Below are 26428 nucleotides of genomic sequence, written 5' to 3'. Positions count from 1 at the left end.
CCCGGCATCCCGAGCCCGGGCGGGGCCGCGGTGGGTCAGGCGGCGGGGAAGACCAGGGCGGTGGCCACGGCGGCGATGCCCTCGCCGCGGCCGGTCAGCCCCAGGCCGTCGGAGGTCGTGCCGGACACCGACACCGGGGCGCCGATGGCCTCGGAGAGCACCTGCTGCGCTTCCGCGCGGCGCGTGCCGATGCGGGGCGCGTTGCCGATGACCTGCACCACCGCGTTGCCGATGCGGAATCCGGCCGCGGCGATCCGGTCGCGCACCTCGGCGAGGAAGTCGACGCCGTGCGCCCCGGCCCAGCGGTCGTCGTCGGTGCCGAAGACCGCGCCGAGGTCGCCCAGCCCGGCCGCGGACAGCAGCGCGTCGCAGAGCGCGTGCGCGGCGACGTCGCCGTCGGAGTGCCCGGCGCAGCCGTCGACACCGGGCCACAGCAGCCCGGCCACCCAGCAGTCGCGTCCGGCCTGCACGGGGTGGACGTCGACGCCCTGACCGACGCGGGGCAGTAACTCGCTCACTCGGGTTCTCCTGCGTCCTGCGGGCCCTCCGCGCCCGTGCGGGCGGGGGCGCGATCCTCGGCAGGGGCCAGCACCGACTCGGCGATGGCCAGGTCGAAAGCTGTGGTGATCTTCAACGCGTGCGGGTGCCCGGGCACGGTCCGCACCTCGCCGCCGAGCCGCTCGACGAGCCCGGCGTCGTCGGTGGTGATGTCGCCCGCCGCGGCGTAGGCGTCGCGGAGCACGTCGATGGCGAAGCCCTGGGGGGTCTGCACGGCGCGCAACCGGGCGCGGTCCACGGTCGACACGACGTCACCCGCGTCGTCGACCTGCTTGATGGTGTCGGTCACCGGCAGCACCGGGACCACCGCGGGAGCGCCCTGCTCGACCGCGTCGACGACGTCCTGGATCACCGAGGCCGGGGTGAAGGCCCGTGCGGCGTCGTGCACCAGCACGACCCGGGCGTCCGGGGCCACCTGCGCGGCGGCGTCCAACGCCCGCCGTACCGAGTCGGTCCGCTCCGCACCACCCGGCACCACGTGCGCGGACGGGAGCTCCGCCAGCTCCGCTGCCACGACCTCGACCTGGTCGGGCGGGGCCGCCACGACGACGTGCTGGACGCGACCCGAGGCCAGCAGCCCGCGGACCGCGCGCGACAACAACGATCGACCCCCCACCGGGACCAGTGCCTTCGGCACGCCCGCCCCCAGGCGCACCCCGCGACCAGCCGCGGGGACCAGCGCGACCACGCTCACTCGCTGCTGTTCCCGATGTTCAGACTGCGGTGGCGAGGACTTCGTCCAGCAGGGTCTCGGCCTTGCCTTCGTCAGTGCCCTCGGCCAGCGCCAACTCGCTGACCAGGATCTGACGGGCTTTCGCCAGCATTCGCTTCTCGCCTGCGGACAGGCCACGATCCTTCTCGCGTCGCCAGAGGTCGCGCACCACTTCGGCCACCTTGTTCACATCGCCGGAGGCGAGCTTCTCGAGGTTGGCCTTGTACCGCCGGGACCAGTTCGTGGGTTCCTCGGTGTGCGGAGCCCGCAGCACGTCGAAGACCCGGTCCAGGCCCTCCTGGCCGACGACGTCCCGGACGCCGACGATCTCAGCGTTGTCCGCGGGAACGCGCACGGTCAGGTCACCCTGCGCAACCTTGAGGACGAGGTACTGCTTCTCCTCGCCCTTGATCACACGAGTCTCGATTGCTTCGATGAGCGCGGCACCGTGATGCGGGTAGACGACGGTCTCTCCGACCTTGAAAACCATGTGTCCTCTGCCCCTTTCGCTACCCCCACTTTAACACGAGGGGCAACTCCCCCTCGACCACCTCGCCATCCGTAATCGCAGGTCAGAAGCCGAACAGGGGTTGACAAAGGGCCATCGAGCATGCAAGGAGACACCTTTCGGCCCACTGAAATCGTCCATCGTGGACAATCATTCCGGGGCTCGGCGGCGGCCCGCCACACGTAGCCAGGCAAGCCCCTCGGACGAGCGCGCTCGATGCGGGGATTAAGCTCATCTCGGTTGTCCGGCAATCAGGAAGGACGCTGCAACCGTGAGCCGCTCTCAGCACCTCAAGGCCGTCCGCCTGCGGTTGATCCCGGCCGCTATCGGGCTCGGCGCCGTTGTCGCACTCGCAGGGTGCAGTGCCGGTCAGGTGACCGAGACCGACACCCAGGTCGCCGCCGTGAACGGGGGCAGCGGTGACCTCAACCAGATCTCGGTCCGCAACGCCACGTTCACCTTCCCGGCCAGCAACTCGTTCTACCCGGCAGGCTCGTCCGCCCCGCTGGAGCTGGTGCTGACCAACGAGGGCGCGGAAGGCGACAAGCTCGTCCAGGTCTCCAGCCCCTACGCGACCTCGGCCACCCTCGGCGGCGTCACCGACCTGCCCAGCCGCACCGCACTGCACGCCCTCGGCCGCACCGGCGCGACCCAGGCCGAGGCTCCCACTGGGCAGCGCGTGGTGGAAATCACACTGAACGGGTTCAAGCAGGACATCACGCCTGGCGTGACCGTCCCGGTGACCTTCGTCTTCCAGAAGGCCGGCGCGCTCACCGTGCAGGTCCCGATCGGTGCCGACCACAAGCCGCGCCCCGAGCACGGCAGCCCGGTGCCGGGCGCCGAGCAGCACGCCAGCGGCCACTGAACCCCCACTGAAGACCGCAACGGGCCGTACGCACACCGCGGGGCGGCCCGTCTCGCCAGGCTCGCCCACCCCGGGGGGAGGCTCCCAGGTTTGCCTGAAGCTGGGAGGCTCGGCCCGAAAGGGTGATCTTGGAAACTACCCGAAGGTGCGGTTTTTGATCATTGTCCCACGGTGTCGGCGTTGACCGCGGCGCGGGGTGCGGAGGCGCTGGTCGGCGCTGTCGCGGTGGGTGGATAGCCTCGCCACGTGCCCCCGAAGAACGCCCGCACCACCCGCCCCGCCTACCGCTGCGCCGACTGCGGCCACGAGGTCGCCAAATGGGTCGGCCGCTGCCCGAAATGCCAGGCGTGGGGCACCATCGACGAGACCGCCCCGGCCCGCCCGGCGCTGGCCAGGGTCACCGCGGGCGCGCCCGCCACCCCGGCCCGCCCGATCGCCGAGGTCGACCTCGACTCGGCCCGCGCGGTGTCCACCGGCATCGGCGAACTGGACCGGGTGCTCGGCGGCGGTATCGTGCCCGGCGCGGTCGTCCTGCTGGCCGGCGAGCCCGGCGTGGGCAAGTCGACCCTGCTGCTGGAGGTCGCGCACCGCTGGGCGGCCGGCTCGTCCCCCGGCCCGTCGCTGTACGTCACCGGCGAGGAATCCGCCGGGCAGGTGCGGCTGCGCGCGGAACGCACCGGGTCGGTGCACCCGCAGCTGTACCTCGGCGCGGAAAGCGACCTGTCCGCCGTGCTCGGGCACGTGGACGCGGTCAAACCCGGCCTGCTGATCGTCGACTCGGTGCAGACCGTCCAGTCTCCCGATGCCGAGGGCAGCCCCGGCGGCGTCACCCAGGTCCGTGCGGTCACCACCGCGCTGGTCGCGCTCGCCAAGGAACGCGGGCTGCCCGTGGTGCTGGTCGGGCACGTCACCAAGGACGGGGCCGTGGCCGGGCCGCGCGTGCTGGAGCACCTGGTCGACGTGGTGCTGCACTTCGAGGGCGACCGGCACTCGGCACTGCGCATGCTGCGCGGCGTGAAGAACCGATTCGGCCCGGCCGACGAGGTCGGCTGCTTCGAGCAGCGCGACGACGGCATCGCCGAGGTCCCGGACCCGACCGGGCTGTTCATCAACCGCCAGGAGACGCAGGTCGACGGCACCGCGGTGACCGTGATGCTCGAGGGCAAGCGGCCGCTGCTGGTGGAGGTCCAGGCGCTGGTGATGCAGTCGCAGATGGCCATGCCGCGGCGCTCGGTCAGCGGGCTGGACGCGGCACGGGTGTCGATGATGCTCGCGGTCCTCGGCAAGCACGGCGGCGTGGCCAACGGCGATCAGGACGTGTTCGCCGCGACGGTCGGCGGCACGCGCATCGGCGAACCGGCCGCCGACCTGGCGATCGCGCTGGCCATCGCATCCTCGCGGCGGCGCAAGCCGCTGCCGGCCAACCTGGTCGTGGTCGGCGAGGTGGGGCTGGCCGGGGAGATCCGCCGGGTCAACGGCGTCGGGCGGCGACTGGCCGAGGCGGCCCGGCTTGGCTTCGACCGGGCACTGGTGCCGCCGGACGCCGGACCGCTGCCCAAGGGCGTCCAGGCGACCGTGGTGTCCACCATCCGGGACGCCCTGAAGATCGTGAGGTGATGCCCGGTCCCCCGGTTTTCGGCGTGACTCACGAGGTCAGGCGGAACGTGGTGGGGGTGCTGTTGAGCTCGCCGAGCCGGGCGACCACCTGGTACTCACCCGCCTGGGCGCGGGTCCGGTCGCCCTCGCAGTCCGGCGCGGACGTCTCCCCGGCCCACCACACCTCGTTGCGCACCGACTGGCCCGGTTGCAGCAGCGGCTGCTCGTTGGTGGTTTCGATGTAGCAGTCGTTGCTGGACCACACGTGCTTGCCGCCGGGGGTGCTGATGATCAGCTCGCGCAGCATGCGGTTGGTGTCGCGCACGCACGGGCGGTTGCCCGCGTTGGTCACCACGATGCTCAGGCCGACCCTGTCGCCGACGCGGAACTCGGGGCGAGCGACCTCGGCGGTCACGCGCATCGCCTCGTCGGCGCACGGGGGCGGTCCGGTCTCGGCCACCGCGACCGGCGGTCCGGGCGGCGGCCCGGGAACCACGTCCGGCCGCGAACCGCTGACCAGGGCCATCACGCCCCAACCGAGGAGGACTGCCGCGAGGAGGACCGCACCCATCGCCACCGCGCGGCGACGCCAGTACACCGCGGGCGGCAGCGGCCCGGTCGGATCGAACACGCGACGACAGTAACCCGGCGACTACTCCATCACGCGGCGCAGAACATCGTCCGATCGGGCGCATCATGGAACGCACCAGCCCCAACAGCCCCAGTTCTGGGGCACCTGCATTCACCCGGATGACGGCACATCGCGCGCGACACCGCACCCCGCCCGGGGCGGGCGTCGTCGCTGGTGGCCACGGCCCTCGTGGCTCCACGGGCGGTGATCCGCGCGGAGGTCTTTTCCCACCGATCGGGGCACCTGGCAGGATCGTCGGTGCCATGAAGACCACCCCCGCACTCAATCCCGTCGAGCTGATCGACTGGTTCGCCGCCACCGCCCGCCCGCTGCCGTGGCGCGCCCCCGGCACGACCGGCTGGGGCGTGCTGGTCAGCGAGACGATGCTGCAGCAGACACCGGTCAACCGGGTGCAGCCGATCTGGGAGGAGTGGATGCGCCGCTGGCCGCGGCCGTCCGACCTCGCCGCCGAGTCGCAGGGCGAGGTGCTACGCGCCTGGGGCAAGCTCGGCTACCCGCGCCGCGCGCTGCGCCTGCACGAGGCCGCCGCGATCATCGCGAACGAGCACGGCGACGTCGTCCCGTCGGACGTCGACACGCTGCTCACCCTGCCGGGGGTCGGCGCCTACACGGCCCGGGCGGTTGCGGCTTTCGCGTACGGCAGGCGGGCTCCGGTGGTGGACACGAACGTCCGCCGCGTGGTCGCGCGGGCCGTGCACGGTGCCGGCGACGCGGGTCCGCCCTCGACCAAGCGCGACCTGGCCGACGTCGAGGCGCTGCTGCCCGCCGACAACGCGACCGCGGCGAAGCTGTCCGCCGCGCTGATGGAGCTCGGGCAGGTCGTGTGCACCGTCCGGTCGCCGCTGTGCGACACCTGCCCGATCGCGCATGACTGCGCCTGGCAGCACGCGGGCCGGCCGGCCTACGCCGGGCCGCCGAAGAAGGTGCAGAAGTTCGCCGGGACCGACCGGCAGGTGCGCGGCAAGCTGCTGGACGTGCTGCGCGGCTCGACCGGTCCGGTGACGCGGGAGCAGCTGGACGCGGTGTGGTCGGACGCCGGTCAGCGGGACCGCTGCCTGGATTCGCTGCTGGTGGACGGCCTGATCGAGCAAACCGACGACGGCCGCTTCGCGCTCCCCGGCGAGCACTGATGGCGCACGCGCTGGACTTCTTCTTCGACGACGCGGCGGACGCCGCGGTGCGGGCGTTGTGGCGGCGGCTGGATACGGCGGGGGTGCCGAGCGTCGCCTCTCGCACGCACGGCAGGCACCGCCCGCACGTGACGCTGGCGGTCGCCGGGACGATCCCGGCCGCGGCGCGCAGGTCGCTGCGCGGCGAGCTGGAACTGCTGTCCATTCCGGACCTCTGGCTGCACACCCTGGGCACCGTCCCGGGCGAGGAGCGGATGCTGCTGCTGGGCGCGGTGGTGGACACCGAGCTGCTGGCGGTGCATTCCGCGGTGCACGACGCGCTGGCGGGCCGGGTGCGGAACCCGTCCGCGTACTACTTCCCGGGCGCGTGGATTCCGCACTGCGCGCTGGCGCAGGGCGTTTCCGCGGACCAGCTGGCGGCGGGTTTCCGGGCGCTGCAACCGGTGGAGCCGGTGCGCGCGTCGATCAGCGAGATCGGCATCACCGACACCCGCACCGGAGAGGTGGAGGTCCTCACCTCCCGCTGAGCAGATTTCACCCGGGTGGCGTTTCCGAGTTCAGGCAGAAGCGGAAATCCCCTCCACTGTAGACGCTGGCTACGAGTTGCCCGGCTTGCCGCGGGCGGCCACTTTGGACCGGGCAGTCCTAGCAACGCGTGGAGGGGGTATGGACGTCGACGGCGTGAACATCCTCGCCCGCGGGATCGCCGCGTGCGGCCCGGAAGGTGTCGTGTTCGCCAACCTCGACCTGCGCGTCGAGCCCGGCGAACTGGCCGTGATCGCCGGTCCCGGCGGCTCGGGCCGCACGTCGCTGCTGCTGGCCCTGTCCGGCCGGCTCCGGCTGGTCGCCGGTCACCTGGAGGTCTCCGGGCACGTCCTGCCCGCGCAGGCCGCTGCGGTGCGCCAGCTGATCCGCCCGGCGCGGCTGCGCCCGGGCTGCGAACTGGAGGACCGACACCGGGTCCGCGAAGCCATCACCGAACGGCGGCTGATCAGCGGTGCTTCCCACGAGGCCGTCGCGGGTGCGCTCGCTCTGGTCGGCATCGATCCGGACCGCGCCGCGCTCGTCGGCGACCTGCACCCGGCCGACCAGCTGCTGCTGGCCGTCGCGCTGACCGCCGCCGGAACCCCGAGCGGCATCCTCGTCGACGACGTCGACGCGGGGCTACCGCTCGCCGCGCGCTCCCGGGTGTGGGCCGCGCTGCGCGAGGTCACCCGCACCGGGACGACGGTGCTGGCCACCGCGACCGACCCACCGTCGGGCGACGCGGCGGTGATCCGCCTGCCCGCGAACACACTCGACCGGCGGGAGGGCGCCCGGTGAACGCGATCAGGCTGGCCTGGCTGGAACTCCGGCGCTTCCGCGGACCGCTGCGCCGCCTCGTGCCGCTCGTGCTGGTGCTCGTCCCGCTGCTGTACGGGTCGCTGTACCTGTGGTCGAACTGGGACCCCTACGGGCGGCTGAGCCAGGTGCCCGTCGCCGTGGTCAACTCCGACGTGCCGGTGGACAGCCACGGCGAGCACATCAACGCGGGCGAACAGTTCGTGCGCCAGCTCAGGGCCACCGACCTCTTCGACTGGCACTTCGTGGACCGGGCGGAGGCCCGCCGCGGCCTGGAGCAGGGCCGCTACTACTTCACCATCGAGGTGCCCACCGACTTCAGCGCGAAGCTGGCGAGCGCGGCGCAGCGCACCCCGCAGCGGGCCGCGCTGCGGATCGTCAAGAACGACGCCCACGGCTACCTCGTCGGAATCATGGCCGACACGGTGCACTCCGAGCTGCAGAACCAGATCAACGCCGCGGCGCACGCCACCTACGCCCGCGCCCTCTACGGCGAGCTCGGGGCGGTGCGAGAGAAGCTGCAACGGGCCTCGGAGGCGGCGCGGCAGCTCGTGCAGGGCACCGACCTGAGCAGGCAGGGCGCCGCGGCGCTGACCCGGGGGCTCGGCGGGGTGCGCGACGGGACCGGGCAGATCACCCGCGGGGTGCGGGACATCTCCGACGCGACCGCACAGCTCGACCAGCAGCTGTCCGCGGTCAACGCGATCACCGCCGAACGGCTCCCGGGCGCGGTCAACGCCCTGGTCAACGCCGGCCACGTCGCGGTCAACAGCCTGTCCGCGATCAGGACCACGACCGGTTTCCTCGCCCAGCGGGCCGGAGAGGGCCGGGCTGCGGTCGAGGAGCTCGGACAGCGGCACCCGGAACTGGCGCAGGACCCCGGCTACCAGCGGGCCCTGGACACCGCGCGCAGCGTCGCCGACGCCGCCGGGGCCGCCGACCGGGACGCCCAGCAGGCGCTGACCACCGCACAGGACGCCCACCGGCAGGCGGTGGACCTGCAGAACAACATCGGGCCGCTGCAGAACCAGGTCCGCGGCATCACCGCCCCGGCCGACACGCTGCGCGCCGGCGCCGCGGAGCTCGCGGGTGGGGCCAACGGGATCACCAACGGGCTGGACACGCTGGTGGCCAGCAGCGGGTTGCTGCAGAACGGTGCGGGGCAGCTCAACGACGGCGCGAAGGCGCTGCAGGGGCTGGTCGACGACACGCTCGGCAAGATCCCGCCGACCAATCCCACCGAGGTCGCGCGGGCGGCCGACGTGCTCGGCTCGCCGACGGAGATCCACGACGAGAACCTCAATTCGGCGCACGTCTACGGGCGCGGCCTGGCGCCGTTCTTCTTCGCGATCGCCCTGTGGGTCTTCGGGCTGTCCGCGTACCTGCTGCTCAAGCCGGTGAACCTGCGCGCGCTGGCCGACCGGGTCAGCGCCTGGACCATCGCGCTGGCCGGGTTCCTGCCGGCCGCGACGCTGGGTGTGCTCGGTGCGCTGGTGCTGTGCGCGGTGGTGGACCTCGGGCTCGGGCTCGACCCGGTGCACCTGTGGTGGACGCTCGGGCTCCTCGCGCTGGCCGCGGTCGCGTTCGTGGCCATCACCCACTTCCTGCGCACCGCCCTCGGCGCGGTCGGCGACCTGCTGTCGCTGGTGCTGCTGATCATCCAGCTCACCGCCTGCGGCGGGCTGTACCCGATGGAGACCACACCGGCGCCGTTCCAGGCGGTGCACCCACTGCTGCCGATGACGTACCTGGTCGACGGGCTGCGGGTGACGATCTCCGGTGGGCTTGTCGAGCACCTGCTGCGCGACGCGGCGGTGCTGGCCGGGTTCCTCGGGGTCTTTTTGATCCTGACCGCGCTCGTCGTGCGGCACCAGCGGACCTGGACGGTCGGCCGCCTGCACCCGCGGATCCAGCTTTGAGCGGTGGCAGATCACAACGGCGGTCACCCGGCCCGGTGATTAGCCTGGGGGCATGGCTGTTGTGAAGATCAACGCGATCGAGGTGCCCGAGGGCGCGGGGCCCGAGCTGGAGAAGCGGTTCGCCGCCCGGCACGGCGCGGTGGACAACGCGCCGGGCTTCCTCGGCTTCGAGCTGCTGCGCCCGGTCAAGGGCGACAACCGGTACTTCGTGTACACGAAGTGGGAGTCGGAGGAGGCGTTCCAGGCTTGGGCCAACGGCCCGGCGAAGGCCGCGCACGCCGGTGAGGCGAAGAACCCGGTGTCCACCGGGGCGAGCCTGCTGGAGTTCGAGGTCGTCCAGGAGTCCCATCCGGAGAAGTGACGACCGGGCGCCTCGGCCGCGCCTCCCGCGGGCGGCGATGTCCAGGGGGATCGCGGTGTCACCCGGACGAGTTGCGTTCGCGGGAGGCTGCGCGCAGGGCCGCTCACCCGGTGAGGGTGAGGTGAGCGAAGATCGCGCGGTGGTCGGTTCCCGCGACGTCGAACACCCGGTAGGCGTTGACCGAGACGCCCCCGCCGACCAGCACGTGGTCGATCGTGACTGGCGGCGGGAACCACGCGCCCTGCCCCGGCCAGGTCGGGCTCAACCCGCCACCGGTGGACGCGCCCGCGTCGGTGTAGCCGCGGTCGAGAAGCTCCCTGAGGCGAGCGTGGTCGAGCGTGGCGTTGAAATCCCCGGCCAACACGCGCCGCCTGCCGTCGAGCGACGGCTGCGGCAGCGCGGCGAGCTCCCGGTCCCACACATCCGCCGTGCCGCGCCCCATCGGGTACAGCGGGTGCACCGCCACGAACTCGACGTCGCGCGCCCCGGGTACGTCCACCAGCGCCGACGGCTGGGCCAGCGTCGTCGGCGGCACCAGCGACAACTCCCGCAGCGGATACCGGGAGGCGATCCCGGACCCGTCCGCTTTCGGCCCCGCGTGGAACACCCGGTACGGCAGCAGTCCGGCGAGCCCGGCGGCGTCCAGCGCGGCGACCAGCTGCGGGGTCAGTTCCTGCAGGCTGAGCACGTCCACCTGGTTGCGCCGCACCAGGTCCACCACCTGCGCCGCATCGGCCTGCCCGACGTAGGCGTTCAGCGACAGCACCCGCAGCGGCACGCCCTCCGCCGCCCGCGCCGAATCGGGGATCGCCCGCGGCACGACGGAGTACGCCAGCGCGGCGCTGACCAGGCCGACCACCAGCGCGGTCAGCCACCGGCGCAGCAGCAGCGCCAGCAGCGCGAGCGAGATCCCCGCCACGGCCGCGTACTGCGTCAACGCCACCAGCGCGATGGCGTAGCGGTTCGACTCCAGCCCGAACAGCGGCAGCGCGGCCCACGCCAGGAAGCCGACTGCGGCCGTTGACAGCACCGCGCTGACCGCTGCTCCCCTGTGTTCGCGCCGCGGCAGCGAGTCATGTTCCGGCTCCACCAGCACGGCCTGGTCCTCCGTCCCCTGAAACGAGTAAGTGTCCGAAGTCCACCAATACACGGGCCTGGGCCGCCGCGCACCGCGCCCGAACGATGCCCCGCCAAGCGCCGCCGTGGTGGACGCGCAGATGACTCGCTGAGGACACGCCAGCGGCCCCCGCTCCCGGGGAGGGAACGGGGGCCGCTGCGGTCGTGCGAGGTCACTCCGATTCGGAGTTGCCCTCCTGCTTCTCGTCCGAACCCGCCGAGACCGCGACCGGCGGGGTGTCCGGGACCAGCGACGGCTTCGGCTCGCCGCGGAAGGTGAACTGCGCCTTGTCGTCGGCGCCCTCGCCGTCCCAGCCCTCGACGTCCACGATCACGATCTGGCCCGGCTCCAACTCGCCGAACAGGATCTTCTCCGACAGCTTGTCCTCGATCTCCCGCTGGATCGTCCGGCGCAGCGGCCGCGCACCCAGCACCGGGTCGAACCCGCGCTTGGCCAGCAGCTTCTTCGCCTTCTCGGTCAGCTCCAGAGCCATGTCCTTGCTCTTGAGCGCCTTCTCCACCCGGCTCGACAGCAGGTCGACCATCTGGATGATCTGGGCCTCGGTCAGCTGGTGGAAGACGATCACATCGTCGATGCGGTTGAGGAACTCCGGCCGGAAGTGCTTCTTCATCTCCTCGTGGACCTTGGCCTTCATCCGCTCGTAGTTGGAGTCAGCCCCCTGGCCACTGGAGAAGCCCAGCCCCACCGCCTTGGAGATGTCCTGCGTGCCCAGGTTCGAGGTGAAGATCAGCACCGTGTTCTTGAAGTCCACCGTGCGACCCTGGCCATCGGTGAGGCGCCCATCCTCCAACACCTGCAACAGCGTGTTGTAGATCTCCTGGTGCGCCTTCTCGATCTCGTCGAACAACACCACCGAGAACGGCTTGCGCCGCACCTTCTCGGTGAGCTGGCCGCCCTCCTCGTAGCCGACGTACCCGGGCGGGGCGCCGAACAGCCGCGATGCGGTGTAGCGGTCGTGGAACTCGCCCATGTCGATCTGGACGAGCGCGTCGTCGTCGCCGAACAGGAACTCCGCCAACGCCTTGGACAGCTCGGTCTTCCCCACCCCGGACGGGCCGGCGAAGATGAACGAACCCGACGGGCGCTTCGGGTCCTTCAACCCGGCACGCGTGCGGCGGATCGCCTGCGACACGGCCTTGACCGCATCGTCCTGACCGATGATCCGCTTGTGCAGCTCCTCCTCCATCCGGAGCAGCCGGGTGGTCTCCTCCTCGGTCAACTTGAACACCGGGATACCGGTCCAGTTGGCCAGCACCTCGGCGATCTGCTCGTCGTCAACCTCGGCGACCACGTCCAGGTCACCGGCCTTCCACTGCTTCTCCCGCTCCTCCTTCTGGCCGAGGAGCTGCTTCTCCTCGTCCCGCAGGCGGGCGGCCCGCTCGAAGTCCTGCGCGTCGATCGCGGACTCCTTCTCGCGGCGGACCTCGGCGATCTTCTCGTCGAACTCGCGCAGGTCCGGCGGCGCGGTCATGCGGCGGATCCGCATCCGGGCGCCGGCCTCGTCGATCAGGTCGATCGCCTTGTCCGGCAGGAACCGGTCGTTGATGTAGCGGTCGGCCAGGCTGGCCGCGGCCACCAGCGCGGAGTCGGTGATCGACACCCGGTGGTGCGCCTCGTAGCGGTCCCGCAGGCCCTTGAGGATCTCGACGGTGTGCTGCAACGACGGCTCACCGACCTGGATCGGCTGGAACCGGCGCTCCAGGGCCGGGTCCTTCTCGACGTACTTGCGGTACTCCTCGAGCGTGGTGGCGCCGATGGTCTGCAGCTCGCCGCGGGCCAGCATCGGCTTGAGGATGCTCGCCGCGTCGATCGCGCCCTCGGCGGCGCCCGCGCCGACCAGCGTGTGGATCTCGTCGATGAACAGAATGATGTCGCCGCGGGTCTTGATCTCCTTGAGCACCTTCTTCAGGCGCTCTTCGAAGTCACCGCGGTACCGGGAGCCGGCGACCAGCGAACCCAGGTCCAAGGTGTAGAGCTGCTTGTCCTTCAGCGTCTCGGGCACCTCGCCCTTGACGACCTTCTGGGCCAGGCCCTCCACGACGGCCGTCTTGCCGACGCCCGCCTCGCCGATCAGCACCGGGTTGTTCTTGGTGCGCCGCGAGAGGACCTGCATGATCCGCTCGATCTCCTTCTCGCGACCGATCACCGGGTCGAGCTTGCCCTCGCGGGCGCTCTGCGTGAGGTTGCGGCCGAACTGGTCCAGCACCAGCGACGACGATGGCGTGCCCTCGCCGCGGCCACCAGCCTCCGCGGGCTCCTTGCCCTGGTAGCCGGACAGCAGCTGGAGGACCTGCTGGCGCACCCGGTTGAGGTCCGCACCGAGCTTGACGAGCACCTGCGCGGCGACGCCCTCGCCCTCCCGGATCAGGCCGAGCAGGATGTGCTCGGTGCCGATGTAGTTGTGGCCGAGCTGCAGCGCCTCGCGCAGTGACAGCTCCAGCACCTTCTTGGCCCGCGGGGTGAACGGGATGTGTCCGCTGGGGGCCTGCTGCCCCTGGCCGATGATTTCCTCGACCTGCTGGCGCACGCCCTCAAGCGCGATACCCAGCGACTCCAACGCCTTGGCGGCGACACCCTCACCCTCGTGGATCAAGCCCAGGAGAATGTGCTCGGTGCCGATGTAGTTGTGGTTGAGCATCCTGGCCTCTTCCTGAGCCAGGACAACCACCCGCCTCGCGCGGTCGGTGAACCTCTCGAACATTCGCACTCCCTGACTGCTGCGCCGGCGGTCTCGTTCCCGGACACGGCTCCTGCATCGCCGATGCCCACGACGGGTTCAGCACTCTGTAGGACCACTGTAGTAGCCCCACCCGGTCGCGGTCCGTGCCCGCCACTGCCAACTGCCCACATTCTGGTCCGGCACCCTGTCCAACGGTCCGCTGGCCTGCGGGATTCCGGCTGCGGGCACGTCGAATGGACCTGTCCGCTCAGCGCGAACAGCCCTCCGAACTGGCCTGATCGGGGGCCGCACCGCGCCGGCCGCCGATCGGTACCACCATCGGGGTACCCGCCACGGGATCAGGTATCACCCGCGCGTGCAGACCGAACACCTCGGCCAGCAGATCCTCGGTGAGCACCGCACCGGGCTCACCCTCCGCGACGATCGCGCCGTCCTTCATGGCGACCAGCCGGTCGGCGTACCGGGCGGCGAGGTTGAGGTCGTGCAGCACCATCACGACGGTACGTCCGCTCTCGTCGTGCAACCGCCCGACCAGCTCCAGCACGTCCACCTGATGGGAGAGGTCAAGGTAGGTGGTCGGCTCGTCGAGCAGCAGCAGGTCGGTGCCCTGTGCCAGCGCCATGGACAGCCAGGCGCGCTGCCGCTGGCCACCGGAGAGCTCGTCGAGGGTGCGGTCGGCGAGGTCGCTGATGCCGGTCATGCCCAGCGCCTCGGCCACCGCGGTCTCGTCATCGGAGGACCACTGCCGGTACCAGGTCTGGTGCGGGTGGCGACCGCGGGCAACCAGGTCCGCCACGGTCAGGCCCTCGGGGGCCACCGGGGACTGCGGCAGCACGCCGAGCACCTGGGCGACCTCCTTGGTGGACATCTTGTGGATCTGCTTACCGTCCAGCAGCACACTGCCACGCTGCGGCTGCAACAACCGCCCCAGAGCACGCAGCAGCGTCGACTTGCCGCATCCGTTCGGGCCGATCACCGCGGTGATGGTGCCGTCGACGACGTCGAAGTCCAGGCCGTCGACGATCACCCGGTCGCCGTAGGCCAACCGCAGGTCGCGGGCGTGCAGCCGATGCCGACCGTCGCCCTCGACGGCCGTGGCACGGTCGCGGGACGTGGCGGATGCGGTCATGCGCGGACCTCCTGGTAGCGGCGGACGAGCAGGTAGATCAGGTACGGGGCGCCCAGGATCGCGGTGACGATGCCGACCGGCAGCTCCAGCCAGCCGAACGCGGTCCGCGAGATCACGTCAGCCCCGACGACCAGCGCCGCGCCGAGCGCGACGGAGGTCAGCAGCGGCGGGCGCGAGGTGCGCGCGAGGCGCAGCGCGATCTGCGGCGTGGCCAGTGCGACGAACTGGATCGGCCCGGCGGCCGCGGTGGCGATCGAGGCCAGCGCCGCCGCGGCCAGCAGCAGCGTGCCGCGCGCCAGGTCCATCCGCACGCCGAGCCCGCGCACCGTGTCGTCGTCGAACTGCAGCGCGCCGAGCACGTGCGCGCCGACCAGCGTCAGCGGCACCAGCACCACCAGGGCGATGCCGACCGGGATCACGTGCTCCCAGCCGCGTGCGTTGAGGCTGCCGGTCAGCCACACCAGCGCCCGGCCCGCGTCGTTGACGTCGCCGATGGTGAGCAGCCAGTACGTCGCGTTGCCCGCCAGCGCGCTCATCCCGACGCCCACCAGCACCAGCCGGAACGAGTCCACGCCGCGGTTGTAGGCCAGCAGGTACACCGCGAGACCCGTGACCAGGCCACCAGCCAGCGCCACCAGCGGAAGCCCGACGTTCGCCAGCGCGCCCGCCACGCTGCCCGCGGTGCCGCCGAGCACGATCACCGCGGTCGCCGCGGTGCCCGCCCCCCACGTGATGCCCAGCATGTCCGGACTGGCCAGCGCGTTGCGCGCGATGGCCTGCATGATCGCGCCGGCCAGGCCGAGCGCCGCGCCGACCAGCAGACCGGTCAGCGACCGCGGCAGCCGCAGTTCCCAGATGATGATCTGCTGGGCCCGGTCGCCGCCGCCGAGCAGCGTGGCGAGCACCTCGCCCGGGCTGATCTGGTACTCGCCAAGGCCCACGTTGAGCACGAAGACCGCCACCAGCACCGCCAGGGAGCCGAGCAGCGCCGCCAGGGGCCGCCAGCGCAGCACACCGGAGAACGGACCGATCCGGACCGGTCGCCGACCGGCGATCTTCCCAGCCGGCAGGGTGCCCTGCGGGACACCCGCACCCGGTCGGCTTTCATGAGCGCGAGACGAGCGAGTATCGCTCATGACGCCTCCATGGTGGTGGTGGTCACAACCGCACCAACTTCCTCCGGCGCACGAGTGCGATGAAAAACGGTGCGCCCACCATCGCCAGCATCACCCCGACCTGCACTTCGGCGGGCCGCGCGACCATCCGGCCGAGCACGTCGGCCAGCAGCACCAGCGACGCGCCCATCAACCCGGCGAACGGCAGCAGCCAGCGGTAGTCGGCGCCGGTGAAGTACCGGGCCACGTGCGGCACGATCAGCCCGACGAACCCGATCGGCCCGCAGATCGCGACCGCGCCGCCGACCAGCACCGCGATCGCGGCGATGCCTGCCCGGCGGGCCCACTGCACGCGGTGCCCCAGCGAGCGGGCCACATCCTCGCCCAGCGCCAGCGCGTTGAGGCTGGCGGCGTTGGCCAGCGCCACCACCGCGCCCACCACCAGGAACGGCAGCACCTGCGGGATCACCGAGGCGTCGGTGATGGCGATGGAGCCGACCTTCCAGAACCGGTAGGTGTCCAGGCTCTGCTGGTCGGTGATCACCAGCGCCGAGGTGATCGCCTGCAGCAGGTGGCTGATCGCGGTGCCGGCCAGCGCGAGCGTCACCGGAGTCGGGCCGCCGCGACCCAGCGAGCCGATGGCGAACACCGCCAGTGCCCCCAGCAGCGCGCCGGCGAAACCGAACCAGATGAAGCCCACCAGGCTGGTGATGCCGAAGGTGTAGACGGACAGCACCACCGCGACGGCCGCGCCCTGGGTGATGCCGAGGATGCCGGGGTCGGCGATGGGGTTGCGGGTGTGGCCCTGCATCAGCGCGCCCGCCAGGCCGAGCGCGACGCCGGCCAGGACGCCGACGATCGTGCGCGGCACCCGCAGTTCGCGGATGATCAGGTCGTTCTCGGTGCCGGTGGGCGCGACCAGCGCGTTCCACACGTCGTGCAGCGGGATCGTCTTGGCCCCGATCACCACGCTGAGCACGCAGCTGACCCCGAGCGCGGCGGTCAGGGCGGCGATGCCGACAACGCGGCGGCGCCGGCGCTGCCGCAGACGCGCGCCACCAGACACCTGCCCGGGTGCGCGAGGGCTGCTGACGGCCACGCTGCGACTCAACGTCCCACTCCCTCTGCAGATCACCCGGACGACACTTAGGTTAGGCCCACCTAAGAGTAGCCGTACAGGGTGGGACGTGATGTCCGCCGTCACACGCCGCGACCGAGCCCGGCCCGCGGGGGCCGCCGGCATCGCCTCAACGAAGCCGAGAATCCAACTGGGAAGCGGTGAATAGCGTTATCCGAACGCAACGCGGGGCGTTTGCCGACCGGACCGGTCCGGCAAACGCCCCGCATCGCACCCGTTCAGTTCGCCTTGTGGTACTGCTCCACGATGTCGGCCGGGATGCGACCGCGGTCCGAGACCTTCAGGCCGCGCTTGCGAGCCCATTCCCGAATCGCCTGGTTCTGCTCCCGGTCCGCGCTGGTGGAACCACCGCCGGAACGCGCACCGCCGCCCGGGCGCGGGCCCGGCTTCTTGCGCCCGCCCGCACGCCGCGCGTTGGAGACGTAGTTGGCCAGCGCTTCGCGCAGTTCGGCGGCATTCTCGGCGGAGAGGTCGATCTGGTAGGAGACACCGTCCAATCCGAACTCGACGGTTTCGTCGGCCTGACCGCCGTCCAGATCGTCAACAAGCGTGACAGTGACCTTCTGCGCCATCTCAAGTCCTCCCCGGAGCAAAAATGTGCATATCAACGGGACAGCGACCAACTGCTGTGGCGGCATCTCCCCGGCACGTGCTCCAATAGCCGTCGCCATTCTGAGCACAGGTTAGCGCAGTAACTGCGACAATGCACTCACCTCGGACCCCCAAATTTCACCACCCGACCTGATCGGGTCATTCCGGGCGGACCAACGGGAACAGGATCGTCTCCCGGATACCGAGACCGGTCAACGCCATCAACAACCGGTCGATACCCATTCCGACCCCACCGCTGGGTGGCATTCCGTACTCGAGCGCGCGCAGAAAGTCCTCGTCGACCGGCATGGCCTCGTCGTCGCCGGCCGCGGCCAGCGCGGCCTGCCGCTCCAGCCGCTCCCGTTCCACGACGGGGTCCACGAGTTCGGAGTAACCGGTGGCCAGCTCCACGCCGCGGACGTAGAGGTCCCATTTCTCGGCCAGGCCCGGAACGCTGCGGTGCTGGCGGGTCAGCGGCGAGGTCTCCACCGGGAAGTCGCGGACGAACGTCGGCGCGGTCAAATGATCCCCGACCAGGTGCTCCCAGAGCTCCTCGACGAGCTTTCCGTGCCCGTGTGCCGGATCGGTCAGCAATCCGTGCGCATCGGCGTGCTTGCGCAGCACCTCCACCGGAGTTTCCGGGGTGATCTCGGAATCGAGGGCTTCCGACAGCGAGCCGTACATCGTGATCGAGGTCCACTCACCGGACAGGTCGTACTCGGTTCCGTCGTACCAGGTGACGATCTGCGAGCCGGTGACGGCCTCGGCCGCCTCCTGGATCAACGTCCTGGTCAGCTCCGCCATGTCGTTGTAATCGGCATACGCCTGGTAGAACTCCAACATGGCGAACTCGGGGGAGTGGGAGGAATCACTGCCCTCGTTGCGGAAGTTGCGGTTGATCTCGAAAACCTTTTCGATTCCGCCGACAACGCACCGCTTCAGATACAACTCGGGCGCGATCCGCAGGAACAGGTCGATGTCGAAGGCGTTGGAATGCGTCACGAACGGACGCGCGGCGGCTCCGCCCTGCAGCGTCTGCAGCATCGGGGTTTCCACCTCGATGAAGCCGCGCTGCTCGAACGAACGCCGCAACGACCGCTGCACCGCAGCGCGGGTGCGCACCGTCTCGGCGGCCTGCTTGCGCACGATCAGGTCGACGTAGCGCTGCCGGACTCGCGTTTCCTCGCCGAGTTCCTTGTGCATCACCGGGAGCGGGCGCAGCGCCTTGGCCGCCATTCGCCACTCGTCGGCCATCACCGACAGCTCACCGCGCCGCGAGGTGATCACCTCGCCGCGCACAAAAACGTGGTCGCCGAGATCGACGTTGCTCTTCCAGGACGCCAGCGCGTCCTCGCCCACCTGCTTGAGGCTGAGCATGGCCTGCAGCTCGGTGCCGTCACCGGCGCGCAGCGTGGCGAAGCAGAGCTTCCCGGTGTTGCGCAGGAACATCACGCGGCCGGCGACGCCGACCCGGTCACCGGTGGCGGTGTCGGGCTCCAGATCCGGGTGGGCGGCGCGCACCTCGGCGAGACTGTGCGTGATGGGCAGGGTCACCGGGTAGGGGTCGACTCCGGCATCGAGCAGGCGCTCCCGCTTCTCCCGCCGGATCCGCATCTGTTCCGGCAGGTCGTCGACGCCGTCAGCGCTGGTTGCCGGGGGGTTGGAACGGTCCTGGTCAGTCACGGCAACCAAGGGTACGGATCGCCCCCGATCCCCTGACGACCAGGCACCTTCTCCCGCCGGCACCGCCAAACGGGTGGTGGGCGCCGGTCGGTCGACGACGCCCTGCACTTCGACGGATCAGATGCCGAAATTGCGGGCGAAGACCAGGCGAAGGCCGAGCAGGGTCAGGTCGGGGACGTGGTGGTCGATCGTGGTCGACTCGCTGACCACCAGCGGCGCCAGCCCACCGGTGGCCAGCACCGTCGTCGGGCCGCCGTGGCTGGTCTCCAGCTCCGCGACGATCCGGCGCACCAGGCCGTCCACCTGCCCGGCGAAGCCGAACAGGATGCCCGACTGCAGGCACTCCACGGTGTTCTTGCCGATCACCGAGCGCGGCCGGACCAGCTCCACCTTCCGCAGCTGCGCGGCGCGGGCGGCCAGTGCGTCCAGCGAGATCTCGATGCCGGGCGCGAATGCACCGCCGAGGAACTCACCCTTCGCGGAGATCACGTCGATGTTGGTCGAGGTGCCGAAGTCGACCACCACGCAGTTGGTGGCGAACAGGTGGTGCGCGGCCAGCGTGTTGATCACCCGGTCGGCCCCGACCTCCTTCGGGTTGTCCACCAGCAACGGCACCCCGGTGCGCACGCCGGGTTCCACCACGACCCGCGGCAGCTTGCTCCAGTACCGGTCGAGCATGACGCGCAGTTCGCGGAGCAGGGCGGGCACCGTCGACAGCGCCGCGATGCCGGTGATGCGGTCCGCGTGGTCGCCGAGCAGGCCGCGCATGGTCAGGGCCATTTCGTCGGCGGTCATCCGCGGTTCGGTGCGCATCCGCCAGTCCCGCACGAGCGTGGTGGACAGCTCGGCGTCGGCGACCTCCGGGCCGACTGCGTACAGGCCGAGCACGATGTTGGTGTTCCCGACGTCGATGGCCAGCAGCACCGTACGTCCGTCCCTTCTCTCCGCGGGTGGCAGTGCGCCGGTCAGTGCTCGGGCTGCTGCAGGAGCGCGTCGAGCTTCGCGGCGTCGTCGGTCTCGGCCGCCGGGTCGGCGATTGCCGCCGAGCTGGCCAGCCCGGAGCCCTCCGGAGCGCGGCCCGGGTCCTGCCCGCGCTCCACGATCCTGTTGTCGGCGTCGACGAAGACGATCTTCGGCCGCACCGAACGCGCCTCCATCTCGTCCATCACGCCGTAGGACAGCAGGATCACGATGTCCCCCGGCTTGATGAGGTGCGCGGCGGCGCCGTTGATGCCGATCACGCCGGAGCCGCGCTCGCCGGTGATCACGTAGGTCTCCAGGCGCGCGCCGTTGGTCACGTCCACGATCGCGACCTGCTCGCCCTCCAGCAGGTCCGCGGCGTCCATCAGGTCGGCGTCCACGGTGACCGAGCCGACGTAGTGCAGGTCGGCCTGGGTCACCGTGGCCCGGTGGATCTTGGACTTCAGCATGGTGCGGAACATCGCAGACCTCCTCCTGCTGATACCGCAACGATTCGCCAGGTGCTCCCCGCACGGGTGCGCAAAGGTATCGTGCGCGACGCCCGCTGGCCCACGACGGACGCCCGGGGCCGCCTCGGCGTCACACCGGCTCCACACCGCTCATGGCCTCACCCGCGCCCGGTCGGCTCACGTGAGCGCGGGACGAGCCGGTGCCGCTCATGGCGCCTCCCCGGTGATGCCCGGGCTGCCCAGCAGCACCAGCGCGTTGTCGATCAACCGGGTGGTGCCGACTTTGGCCGCCACGAGCAGCCGGGCCTGCCCACCGACCGGAGCCGGGCCGAGTTCGGGATCGCGCAGCTCCAGGTAGTCGACCTCCACCAACGGCTCGGTGGCCAGCACCTCGCGCGCCGCCTTGAGCACCGCCTCCGGACCTGCCTGCCCGGCGTGCGCCCCGGCGGTGAGCGCCGCCGACAGGGCCAGCGCCGCCTTCCGCTGCTCGGCGGTGAGGTAGGCGTTGCGCGAGGACAACGCCAACCCCTCCGGCTCGCGCACGGTGGGGATGCCCTGGATGCGGGCGTCGAGGTTCAACTCGCGGACCATTCGCCGGATCAGCACCAGCTGCTGGTAGTCCTTCTCGCCGAAGAACGCCAGATCCGGGCGCACGATGTTGAGCAGCTTGAGCACCACGGTGAGCACGCCGTCGAAGTGGCCGGGCCGGGACGCGCCCTCCAGCTCGGCGCCCAGCGGTCCGGAGTGGACGGTGATCTGCGGATCCGGGCCGTACATCGCCTCCACCGACGGCGCGAAGACCAGCTCCACACCCTCCTCCGCACAGGCGTCCACATCGGACTCAAAGGCGCGCGGGTAGCGCTCGAAGTCCTCGTTCGGCCCGAACTGCAGGGGATTGACGAAGATCGACACGACGACCACCGCGTTGACGTCGCGCCGGGCGCGGCGGATGAGCTCCAGGTGGCCGCGGTGCAGCGCACCCATGGTCGGCACCAGGTGGATCCGGCGGCCGGTGGCGCGCAGCGCCCGCGTCACCTTGGCCAGTTCGTCCGGCTGCCGGTGCACGGTCAACGCGCCCCGCCTGTATCCCGGGCCGGCGCCCACGCTGTTGGATGCACTCATCACGACTCCCGTGTCGATGGTCTCGACGGCTCAACACCCGCGCTCACGGCAGCTCCTCGTCCAGCGCCTCGCGGACCGCTTCGGCGCCGTCGGCGCGCAGGATGCCGGTCTGCTCGGCACGGGTCGCGGTGCGCCTGGCCAGTTCCCGGTAGCCGGGCACGACCTCGGGGTCGGCGGCGCGCAGCGCGGCGAGGTGCGCGCGGACCGTTCCGGCGTCGCCGCGCATCACCGGGCCGGTGATGGCACGGTCGCCGAGCCGCAGCGCGTTGTCCAGGGAGGCCGACAGGATCGGGGCCATGACCCGGTCGGCGACCTCCACGCCCGCCCGGCGCAGCAGTTCCGCGCACTCGTTGACCAGCGTGATCAGGTGGTTGGCACCGTGCGCCAGGGCGGCGTGGTAGAGCCCGCGGGACTCCTCCGGTACCCGCACCGGCTCCATTCCCAGCTCCAGCGCCAGTGCCTCGGCCACGTGCCAGCCCGCCTCGTCCGCGGAGGCGGTGACGGCCATGCAGGCGTTGCTGAGGCGTTCGACGTCCTCGGGACGTCCGGTGAAGGTCATCGCCGGGTGCAGCGCGAGCGGCAGCACCCCGATCTCCTCGGCGGGTGCCAGCACGGATGCGCCGTGTGCGCCGGAGGTGTGCGCCAGGATCTGCCCGCTGCGCAGCGATCCGGTGGCGACCAGGCCGCGGACCAGCCCGGCGATCGCGTCGTCGGGAACGGCCAGCAGCACCAGGTCGGCCTGGTTGGCGACCTCGTCGGGCGGCAGCACGGCAACGCCGGGCAGCAGCGACTCGGCGCGCCGCAGCGAGGCGTCGGACACCGCGGAGACCGCGACGACGTGGTGTCCGGCGCGCTGCAGGGCCGCGCCGAGCACGGCACCCACCCGACCCGCGGAGATCACGCCCACGCGCAGCCGGGGGCCCGTGCGACCAGCAGGCATCGCCACGTCGTCCTCCCGTACCGTTCCAGTCCCGAGCGGGTACCAGACAGCAGCGCGAGAGTAGCCCGCCGACCAGGCGGGTGCGCCCTCCGGGTGGCGAGAACCACGCGAACCGGGCCGAGGAGCACCCGGCACTCGTCCCTGGATTTCGCGAGCCGGTGTGCGGTGGCTCCTCAGTCGCGGGACCGCTGGGTCGGGCGGCGGATGTCCCGCCGCGTGAGCTCGTCGAGCTTGATGCGGGCCGTCTGGATCGCCTGCTGCGTCCCGGCCGCCGACCGCCGGGCCGCCTTCAGCTCCTCGATCAGCTTCTCCCGCCTTGCCCGCCGCGCGGCGCTCGTGGTCTGCCCCTGCGCCGCCCGGTGTTGCAGGAACGCCAGCTCCGTCACGGCGATCTGGTAGTCCCGCACCGCCTTCGCCGCCACGTGCCCGGCGCTGCGCCGCACCTTGCGCAACCAGCCGCGCCGCCCGGCGAGCGTCGCCAGCATCTCCATCTCACTGCGCACGATCAGCCCGGCCCGCTCCAGCTGCGGCAGCTGCTGGATGACGATCCGCTGCTCCCGCTTGCGCTGCCAGGTCACCAACCAGAACGTGCCCAGGAAGATCGGCACCATGATCAGGAAGTAGACGTTGAGGAACTCCTCGCCGCCGAGCAGCGTCGCCGCGTTCCACACCGCGTGCAGCAGTACCGCCGCGACGTAGCCCGCCACCGGGAAGACCAGCCGCAGCCGCGTGTTGTCCGTCCGCGACGCCAACCCGATGCCGATGCCGACCATCGCCGAGAACAGCGGGTGCGAGAACGGCGCGAGCACGCCGCGCAGGATGAACACGGCCACCACGCCACCGCTGAAACCGCCCATCCCGCCCGCGGCGAACGCCTTGCCGAAGTACAGGATGTTCTCGGTGAAGGCGAATCCGGCCGCGGTCAGCGCCGCGTACACGATGCCGTCGACCATCCCGTTGAACTCCGACCGGCGCCGGAACCACAAGGCGACCACGAACAGCGCCTTCGCCGCCTCCTCCACCAGCGGGCCGATCACGGCCGTGGCGAAGAACCGCGGGTCCGACGGCGCGCCCAACAGCGCGGTGCCGATGCCGAGGACGGTCTCGTTGAGCAGCAGAGAACACGCGGTGGCACCACCGGCACCCCACAGGAACGCGCCGAGCAGGAGCATCGGCGGCTCGGGCTCCCAGCGGTCGATCCAGACGATCGCCGCGAACACCACGCCGACCGGCAGCAGCGCGGCGGCCGCCCCGACCAGCGCGGGCAGCACGCCGACCTTCGACGTGGTGACACCGACCATCGCCAGCCCGCAGATTCCGAGCACGATGAGACCGGCGATCGGCCAACCGACGAGGTGGTGTTTCCGGGTCTGGAGCCTGCGCGCGCCGGAGAAGTCGGCGGCGGACCCCCCATGATCAGGTCTCGACACGGGCAGAACCCTATTGAAGGGCGTTCGGGAGTGCCCGGATAGTCACCTGTCAGGTGCGTCGGCGGCGACGCCGCGGCTTGTCGGTCACGCCGCCGTAGGCAGCGAGCAGGTCGTTCACCGACGTGCCGTCCGCGTGCGCGCCGGCCGGGTCGGGTTCCGCCACCGGCTCGGCCTGGGGCGTGCCGCTGACCGGCGGCTCCTGGGGGCGGCGCGCCGGTTCCGGGCGGTCCTGCGGGGTTTTCTCCGGGCGGCGGTTCGGCACCGGCCGGGCCTGCTGCGACTTGGGGCGCGGGTGCGGGCGGGCGCGGCGCTCGTCCCGCGGCTGCTCGTGGGACGACCGGCTGACCACCAGCCCCGTGGCGGGCGCCGGGTTCGCGGCGGGCAGCTCCGGCCCCGCCGGGTGCTGGACGAGCTGGGTGTCGAGGGCCTTGCCGCCCTCCGGCTGGATCGGCCGAACCCGTGTGGACTCCGCGCGCAACGCGATTCGCTCGAACAGCACGTCGCCGCCGACGACCTGCTCCAGCGTGTCGCGCAGCCGCCGCAGCTCCGCCTGCAGCGCCTTCAGCTCGCCGTCGGCCTCCTCGGCGGCCCGCCGCCGGGCCTCCGCCTCGGCCTCCAGCTCGAACTCGCGGCGCGCTGCGATCTCCCGCTCCAGCTCCAGCTCGTACACGCGCTGCCGCTCCGCGGCCAGCTGCTCGCTCTCCGCCACCCGGTGCCGCAGTTTGGCGACGGCGAACGCGCCGATCAACGCCGCCCACAGCGCGGCTACCAGGCCAAGCCGCAGGAGGCGGGCGTCGTCGCTGAGGATCAGGACCGCCGTGGCCGCCGCGGCGAGCACGAGCGCGCCGACCCACAGGCCGGTCGAGGGCCCCCGGCGCGATTCGTTCTCGGGACTGCCGCGGTCGGACATGCCTTTACGGTACCGGGCGGTTATCAGTTCGAGATCTCAAGGGCAAGAGACCCGGCTCCACTGTGGTCGGTGTGGCCTACACCGCGCGCGGCCGAACGGCTCAGCGAGGGCGGTCCCCCGCCGTGCTGCCGCGTGACCCGGCCTCCTTCAGTTTTCGTCGTCGTGGGGCTCGTCGGGTTCGTCGGGATTGCGCAGGCTGTTCTCCAACCACAGGCCCGCCGCGATCAGGGCGGCCGCGCTGATCAGGCCGATCACCGCGGCGGTGGTGTCCGCCCGCGCCGCGTCAATCGTGGCGATGAGCGGCATCAGGTAGGCCAGCAGGCCGATCCACACCCCGACCATGATCGCCCCGGCCAGCGAAGACGCCTTGGCCAGTGCGACGGCGCGGGCCGCGGTGATCCCGTCGACCGGTTCGGTGCCCGGCTTCCGTTTGACCCGCGGCCGCATGTTCAGCGTCAGCAGCACGTCCACGAACGCGATCAGCAGCAGCGTCGCCCCGGCCAGCAGGGGCAGCGGTGGCAGCTCGCCGTACACCAGCCGGGCGATCAGGAAGACCACCACCGCCGCCACCGAGCCGGCCGCCACCAGGTGCCGGGGTTTGGTGAACGTCAGGTGCTCTGCGTGTCGCGGTGCCACAGCTTTAGGATCGCACCTCGCCGGAGGGGCACCAGCCGCGGGCGAGCATGGGCCTGAGTCTCCACCGGCTGGAGGGCCGAGGTGGGCCGACCCGATCGGCGAGCCGGCCCGGCGAGCGTTCGGCTCCGACCCCGGCGCCCGCCTTGGGGGCGACTCGGTCAGCGCCGTCGCGGCGGGCCGGTGGACGCCTGACATCGGCTGACCTGCGCGGCTCGGCGAGTCCCGTCCGGTTCGCTTCCCGCGATCCGCCGACGCGCCGAGCGTTTCTCGGTCTCGTCGACGCCCGCGATCACACGCCCGGCCAGGCCGCTCTCGGTGGTGCCGCTCAGTCAGACAAGGTGAGGTCGCCGCGGAGGTGGACTCCGGCGATCTCCTCCGGCGGCAGGGCTTCCAGGAGGTCCGCTACCCGGCCGTGGCCGGGCAGTTCCGCGTTCGGGTCGACCGCCAGCCACGGGATCAGCACCGTCGCCCGGCTCGGGGTGCCCGGGTGCGGCAGCAGCAGCTCCGGGTCCTCGCTGCGCACACCGTCCACTGTGACCACATCGACGTCCAGGGTCCGCGGCCCCCAGCGTTGTTCGCGGCGCCGTTGCGCCCGCCGCTCCAGCTCCTGGCCGCGGCGCAGCCAGCCCCACTCGTCCAGCTCGTCGGACTCCACGATGAGTACCGCGTTCAGGAAGTCCGGCTGGTCGGTGACACCCCACGGCGCGGTCTCGTACACCGGCGAGGCCGCGACGAGCACGTCGGCGAACCCCGCCACGGCCAGCCGCAGGTACCCGAGCCGATCCCCCAGGTTCGACCCCAGCGACAACACCGCACGACTCATCTCACGCCCCCGAACCAACCG

The 26428-nt window shown here is 71.5% G+C and carries 26 protein-coding genes; 7 read left to right on the top strand and 19 right to left on the bottom strand.

The window, feature by feature from the left end; genetic code table 11:
• Nucleotides 1-35 precede the first annotated feature (35 nt).
• The 3 genes from ispF to IEY17_RS00350 are packed head-to-tail and all read right to left on the bottom strand — an operon-like array spanning nucleotide 36 to nucleotide 1760.
• Nucleotides 36-518 (bottom strand): 2-C-methyl-D-erythritol 2,4-cyclodiphosphate synthase, encoded by a 483-nt coding sequence (ispF, locus tag IEY17_RS00360; protein ID WP_188984182.1) that lies wholly within the window; start codon nucleotides 516-518, stop codon nucleotides 36-38.
• The gene (gene ispD / locus IEY17_RS00355; RefSeq protein WP_188984181.1) at nucleotides 515-1252 is read right to left on the bottom strand and encodes a 2-C-methyl-D-erythritol 4-phosphate cytidylyltransferase; all 738 of its coding nucleotides are present in this window, start codon (nucleotides 1250-1252) and stop codon (nucleotides 515-517) included. Before ispD ends, ispF begins: the two co-directional genes overlap by 4 nt.
• Before the next feature lie 19 nt (nucleotides 1253-1271).
• Nucleotides 1272-1760: a CarD family transcriptional regulator gene (locus IEY17_RS00350; RefSeq protein WP_009947449.1), complete on the bottom strand. Its 489-nt coding sequence runs from the start codon at nucleotides 1758-1760 to the stop codon at nucleotides 1272-1274.
• Between the two features lie 289 nt (nucleotides 1761-2049).
• Between IEY17_RS00350 and IEY17_RS00345 the strand changes: the two genes are divergently transcribed.
• The gene (locus IEY17_RS00345) at nucleotides 2050-2643 is read left to right on the top strand and encodes a copper chaperone PCu(A)C domain-containing protein (RefSeq protein ID WP_229679721.1); all 594 of its coding nucleotides are present in this window, start codon (nucleotides 2050-2052) and stop codon (nucleotides 2641-2643) included.
• Between the two features lie 246 nt (nucleotides 2644-2889).
• Complete coding sequence (gene radA, locus IEY17_RS00340) at nucleotides 2890-4260, top strand: DNA repair protein RadA (protein ID WP_188984178.1); 1371 nt, start codon at nucleotides 2890-2892, stop codon at nucleotides 4258-4260.
• A 28-nt stretch (nucleotides 4261-4288) separates the two neighbouring features.
• Here radA and IEY17_RS00335 read toward each other — a convergent pair whose 3' ends face one another.
• Nucleotides 4289-4870 carry a hypothetical protein gene (locus IEY17_RS00335; RefSeq protein ID WP_188984176.1) on the bottom strand — a complete coding sequence of 194 codons (582 nt, stop codon included), beginning with the start codon at nucleotides 4868-4870 and terminating at the stop codon, nucleotides 4289-4291.
• 263 nt (nucleotides 4871-5133) lie between these two features.
• Here IEY17_RS00335 and IEY17_RS00330 point away from each other — a divergent pair, with 263 nt between their 5' ends.
• The 5 genes from IEY17_RS00330 to mhuD all read left to right on the top strand — a co-directional run bounded on the left by IEY17_RS00330 (nucleotide 5134) and on the right by mhuD (nucleotide 9642).
• Nucleotides 5134-6021 carry an HhH-GPD family protein gene (locus IEY17_RS00330; protein WP_188984174.1) on the top strand — a complete coding sequence of 296 codons (888 nt, stop codon included), beginning with the start codon at nucleotides 5134-5136 and terminating at the stop codon, nucleotides 6019-6021.
• Entirely contained in the window at nucleotides 6021-6548 is a 528-nt protein-coding gene (locus IEY17_RS00325) for a 2'-5' RNA ligase family protein (protein ID WP_188984172.1), read from the top strand. Before IEY17_RS00330 ends, IEY17_RS00325 begins: the two co-directional genes overlap by 1 nt.
• Nucleotides 6549-6687: 139 nt before the next feature.
• Nucleotides 6688-7344, top strand: coding sequence for an ATP-binding cassette domain-containing protein (locus IEY17_RS00320; RefSeq protein ID WP_188984170.1), 657 nt, complete (start codon nucleotides 6688-6690; stop codon nucleotides 7342-7344).
• Nucleotides 7341-9281 (top strand): YhgE/Pip domain-containing protein, encoded by a 1941-nt coding sequence (locus tag IEY17_RS00315; protein WP_188984168.1) that lies wholly within the window; start codon nucleotides 7341-7343, stop codon nucleotides 9279-9281. Before IEY17_RS00320 ends, IEY17_RS00315 begins: the two co-directional genes overlap by 4 nt.
• Nucleotides 9282-9333: 52 nt before the next feature.
• Nucleotides 9334-9642, top strand: coding sequence for a mycobilin-forming heme oxygenase MhuD (mhuD, locus tag IEY17_RS00310; protein ID WP_188984166.1), 309 nt, complete (start codon nucleotides 9334-9336; stop codon nucleotides 9640-9642).
• A 103-nt stretch (nucleotides 9643-9745) separates the two neighbouring features.
• Here mhuD and IEY17_RS00305 read toward each other — a convergent pair whose 3' ends face one another.
• The 15 genes from IEY17_RS00305 to folK form a co-directional block, all read right to left on the bottom strand.
• Nucleotides 9746-10738: an endonuclease/exonuclease/phosphatase family protein gene (locus IEY17_RS00305; protein ID WP_188984164.1), complete on the bottom strand. Its 993-nt coding sequence runs from the start codon at nucleotides 10736-10738 to the stop codon at nucleotides 9746-9748.
• 193 nt (nucleotides 10739-10931) lie between these two features.
• A complete protein-coding gene (locus IEY17_RS00300) occupies nucleotides 10932-13481 on the bottom strand; it encodes an ATP-dependent Clp protease ATP-binding subunit (protein WP_188984162.1) in 2550 nt (849 codons plus the stop codon).
• Between the two features lie 226 nt (nucleotides 13482-13707).
• Nucleotides 13708-14589 (bottom strand): ABC transporter ATP-binding protein, encoded by an 882-nt coding sequence (locus IEY17_RS00295; RefSeq protein WP_188984159.1) that lies wholly within the window; start codon nucleotides 14587-14589, stop codon nucleotides 13708-13710.
• Nucleotides 14586-15725, bottom strand: coding sequence for a FecCD family ABC transporter permease (locus IEY17_RS00290; protein ID WP_188984157.1), 1140 nt, complete (start codon nucleotides 15723-15725; stop codon nucleotides 14586-14588). The genes IEY17_RS00295 and IEY17_RS00290 overlap by 4 nt, the downstream gene beginning before the upstream one ends.
• Nucleotides 15726-15747: 22 nt before the next feature.
• A complete protein-coding gene (locus IEY17_RS00285; RefSeq protein WP_188984155.1) occupies nucleotides 15748-16815 on the bottom strand; it encodes a FecCD family ABC transporter permease in 1068 nt (355 codons plus the stop codon).
• A gap of 245 nt (nucleotides 16816-17060) precedes the next feature.
• Nucleotides 17061-17414 (bottom strand): histone-like nucleoid-structuring protein Lsr2, encoded by a 354-nt coding sequence (locus IEY17_RS00280; protein ID WP_188984152.1) that lies wholly within the window; start codon nucleotides 17412-17414, stop codon nucleotides 17061-17063.
• A 178-nt stretch (nucleotides 17415-17592) separates the two neighbouring features.
• On the bottom strand, nucleotides 17593-19047 hold the full coding sequence (gene lysS / locus IEY17_RS00275; protein ID WP_188985238.1) for a lysine--tRNA ligase: 1455 nt from the start codon (nucleotides 19045-19047) through the stop codon (nucleotides 17593-17595).
• Between the two features lie 186 nt (nucleotides 19048-19233).
• The gene (locus tag IEY17_RS00270; RefSeq protein WP_188984150.1) at nucleotides 19234-20040 is read right to left on the bottom strand and encodes a type III pantothenate kinase; all 807 of its coding nucleotides are present in this window, start codon (nucleotides 20038-20040) and stop codon (nucleotides 19234-19236) included.
• Between the two features lie 41 nt (nucleotides 20041-20081).
• Nucleotides 20082-20558, bottom strand: a complete 477-nt coding sequence (gene panD, locus IEY17_RS00265; protein ID WP_188984148.1) for an aspartate 1-decarboxylase — start codon at nucleotides 20556-20558, stop codon at nucleotides 20082-20084.
• A 195-nt stretch (nucleotides 20559-20753) separates the two neighbouring features.
• Nucleotides 20754-21668 (bottom strand): pantoate--beta-alanine ligase, encoded by a 915-nt coding sequence (gene panC, locus IEY17_RS00260; protein WP_188984146.1) that lies wholly within the window; start codon nucleotides 21666-21668, stop codon nucleotides 20754-20756.
• Between the two features lie 43 nt (nucleotides 21669-21711).
• Nucleotides 21712-22608: a Rossmann-like and DUF2520 domain-containing protein gene (locus tag IEY17_RS00255; protein ID WP_188984144.1), complete on the bottom strand. Its 897-nt coding sequence runs from the start codon at nucleotides 22606-22608 to the stop codon at nucleotides 21712-21714.
• Between the two features lie 173 nt (nucleotides 22609-22781).
• Complete coding sequence (locus tag IEY17_RS00250; RefSeq protein ID WP_229679720.1) at nucleotides 22782-24038, bottom strand: PrsW family intramembrane metalloprotease; 1257 nt, start codon at nucleotides 24036-24038, stop codon at nucleotides 22782-22784.
• A 49-nt stretch (nucleotides 24039-24087) separates the two neighbouring features.
• Nucleotides 24088-24948: a DUF6779 domain-containing protein gene (locus IEY17_RS00245; protein WP_188984142.1), complete on the bottom strand. Its 861-nt coding sequence runs from the start codon at nucleotides 24946-24948 to the stop codon at nucleotides 24088-24090.
• Nucleotides 24949-25095: 147 nt separating this feature from the next.
• A complete protein-coding gene (locus IEY17_RS00240; RefSeq protein WP_373289823.1) occupies nucleotides 25096-25584 on the bottom strand; it encodes a DUF3180 domain-containing protein in 489 nt (162 codons plus the stop codon).
• Between the two features lie 325 nt (nucleotides 25585-25909).
• Nucleotides 25910-26407: a 2-amino-4-hydroxy-6-hydroxymethyldihydropteridine diphosphokinase gene (gene folK, locus IEY17_RS00235; protein ID WP_188984140.1), complete on the bottom strand. Its 498-nt coding sequence runs from the start codon at nucleotides 26405-26407 to the stop codon at nucleotides 25910-25912.
• Between the last annotated feature and the right edge of the window lie 21 nt (nucleotides 26408-26428).

The organism is Saccharopolyspora thermophila, assembly GCF_014646075.1.
GTDB classification, from domain to species: domain Bacteria; phylum Actinomycetota; class Actinomycetes; order Mycobacteriales; family Pseudonocardiaceae; genus Saccharopolyspora; species Saccharopolyspora thermophila.
Note: the sequence above shows the minus strand (reverse complement) of the source record. Positions and strands in the feature narration are given on the sequence as shown.

Coding starts and splice junctions, on each gene's coding strand:
- IEY17_RS00350 (WP_009947449.1), bottom strand. CDS start 1,760: ATGGTTTTCAAGGTCGGAGAGACCGTCGTCTACCCGCATCACGGTGCC.
- IEY17_RS00330 (WP_188984174.1), top strand. CDS start 5,134: ATGAAGACCACCCCCGCACTCAATCCCGTCGAGCTGATCGACTGGTTC.
- IEY17_RS00325 (WP_188984172.1), top strand. CDS start 6,021: ATGGCGCACGCGCTGGACTTCTTCTTCGACGACGCGGCGGACGCCGCG.
- IEY17_RS00320 (WP_188984170.1), top strand. CDS start 6,688: ATGGACGTCGACGGCGTGAACATCCTCGCCCGCGGGATCGCCGCGTGC.
- mhuD (WP_188984166.1), top strand. CDS start 9,334: ATGGCTGTTGTGAAGATCAACGCGATCGAGGTGCCCGAGGGCGCGGGG.
- IEY17_RS00300 (WP_188984162.1), bottom strand. CDS start 13,481: ATGTTCGAGAGGTTCACCGACCGCGCGAGGCGGGTGGTTGTCCTGGCT.
- IEY17_RS00295 (WP_188984159.1), bottom strand. CDS start 14,589: ATGACCGCATCCGCCACGTCCCGCGACCGTGCCACGGCCGTCGAGGGC.
- IEY17_RS00290 (WP_188984157.1), bottom strand. CDS start 15,725: ATGAGCGATACTCGCTCGTCTCGCGCTCATGAAAGCCGACCGGGTGCG.
- IEY17_RS00280 (WP_188984152.1), bottom strand. CDS start 17,414: ATGGCGCAGAAGGTCACTGTCACGCTTGTTGACGATCTGGACGGCGGT.
- lysS (WP_188985238.1), bottom strand. CDS start 19,047: ATGCGGATCCGGCGGGAGAAGCGGGAGCGCCTGCTCGATGCCGGAGTC.
- panD (WP_188984148.1), bottom strand. CDS start 20,558: ATGTTCCGCACCATGCTGAAGTCCAAGATCCACCGGGCCACGGTGACC.
- panC (WP_188984146.1), bottom strand. CDS start 21,668: ATGAGTGCATCCAACAGCGTGGGCGCCGGCCCGGGATACAGGCGGGGC.
- IEY17_RS00255 (WP_188984144.1), bottom strand. CDS start 22,608: ATGCCTGCTGGTCGCACGGGCCCCCGGCTGCGCGTGGGCGTGATCTCC.
- IEY17_RS00245 (WP_188984142.1), bottom strand. CDS start 24,948: ATGTCCGACCGCGGCAGTCCCGAGAACGAATCGCGCCGGGGGCCCTCG.
- folK (WP_188984140.1), bottom strand. CDS start 26,407: ATGAGTCGTGCGGTGTTGTCGCTGGGGTCGAACCTGGGGGATCGGCTC.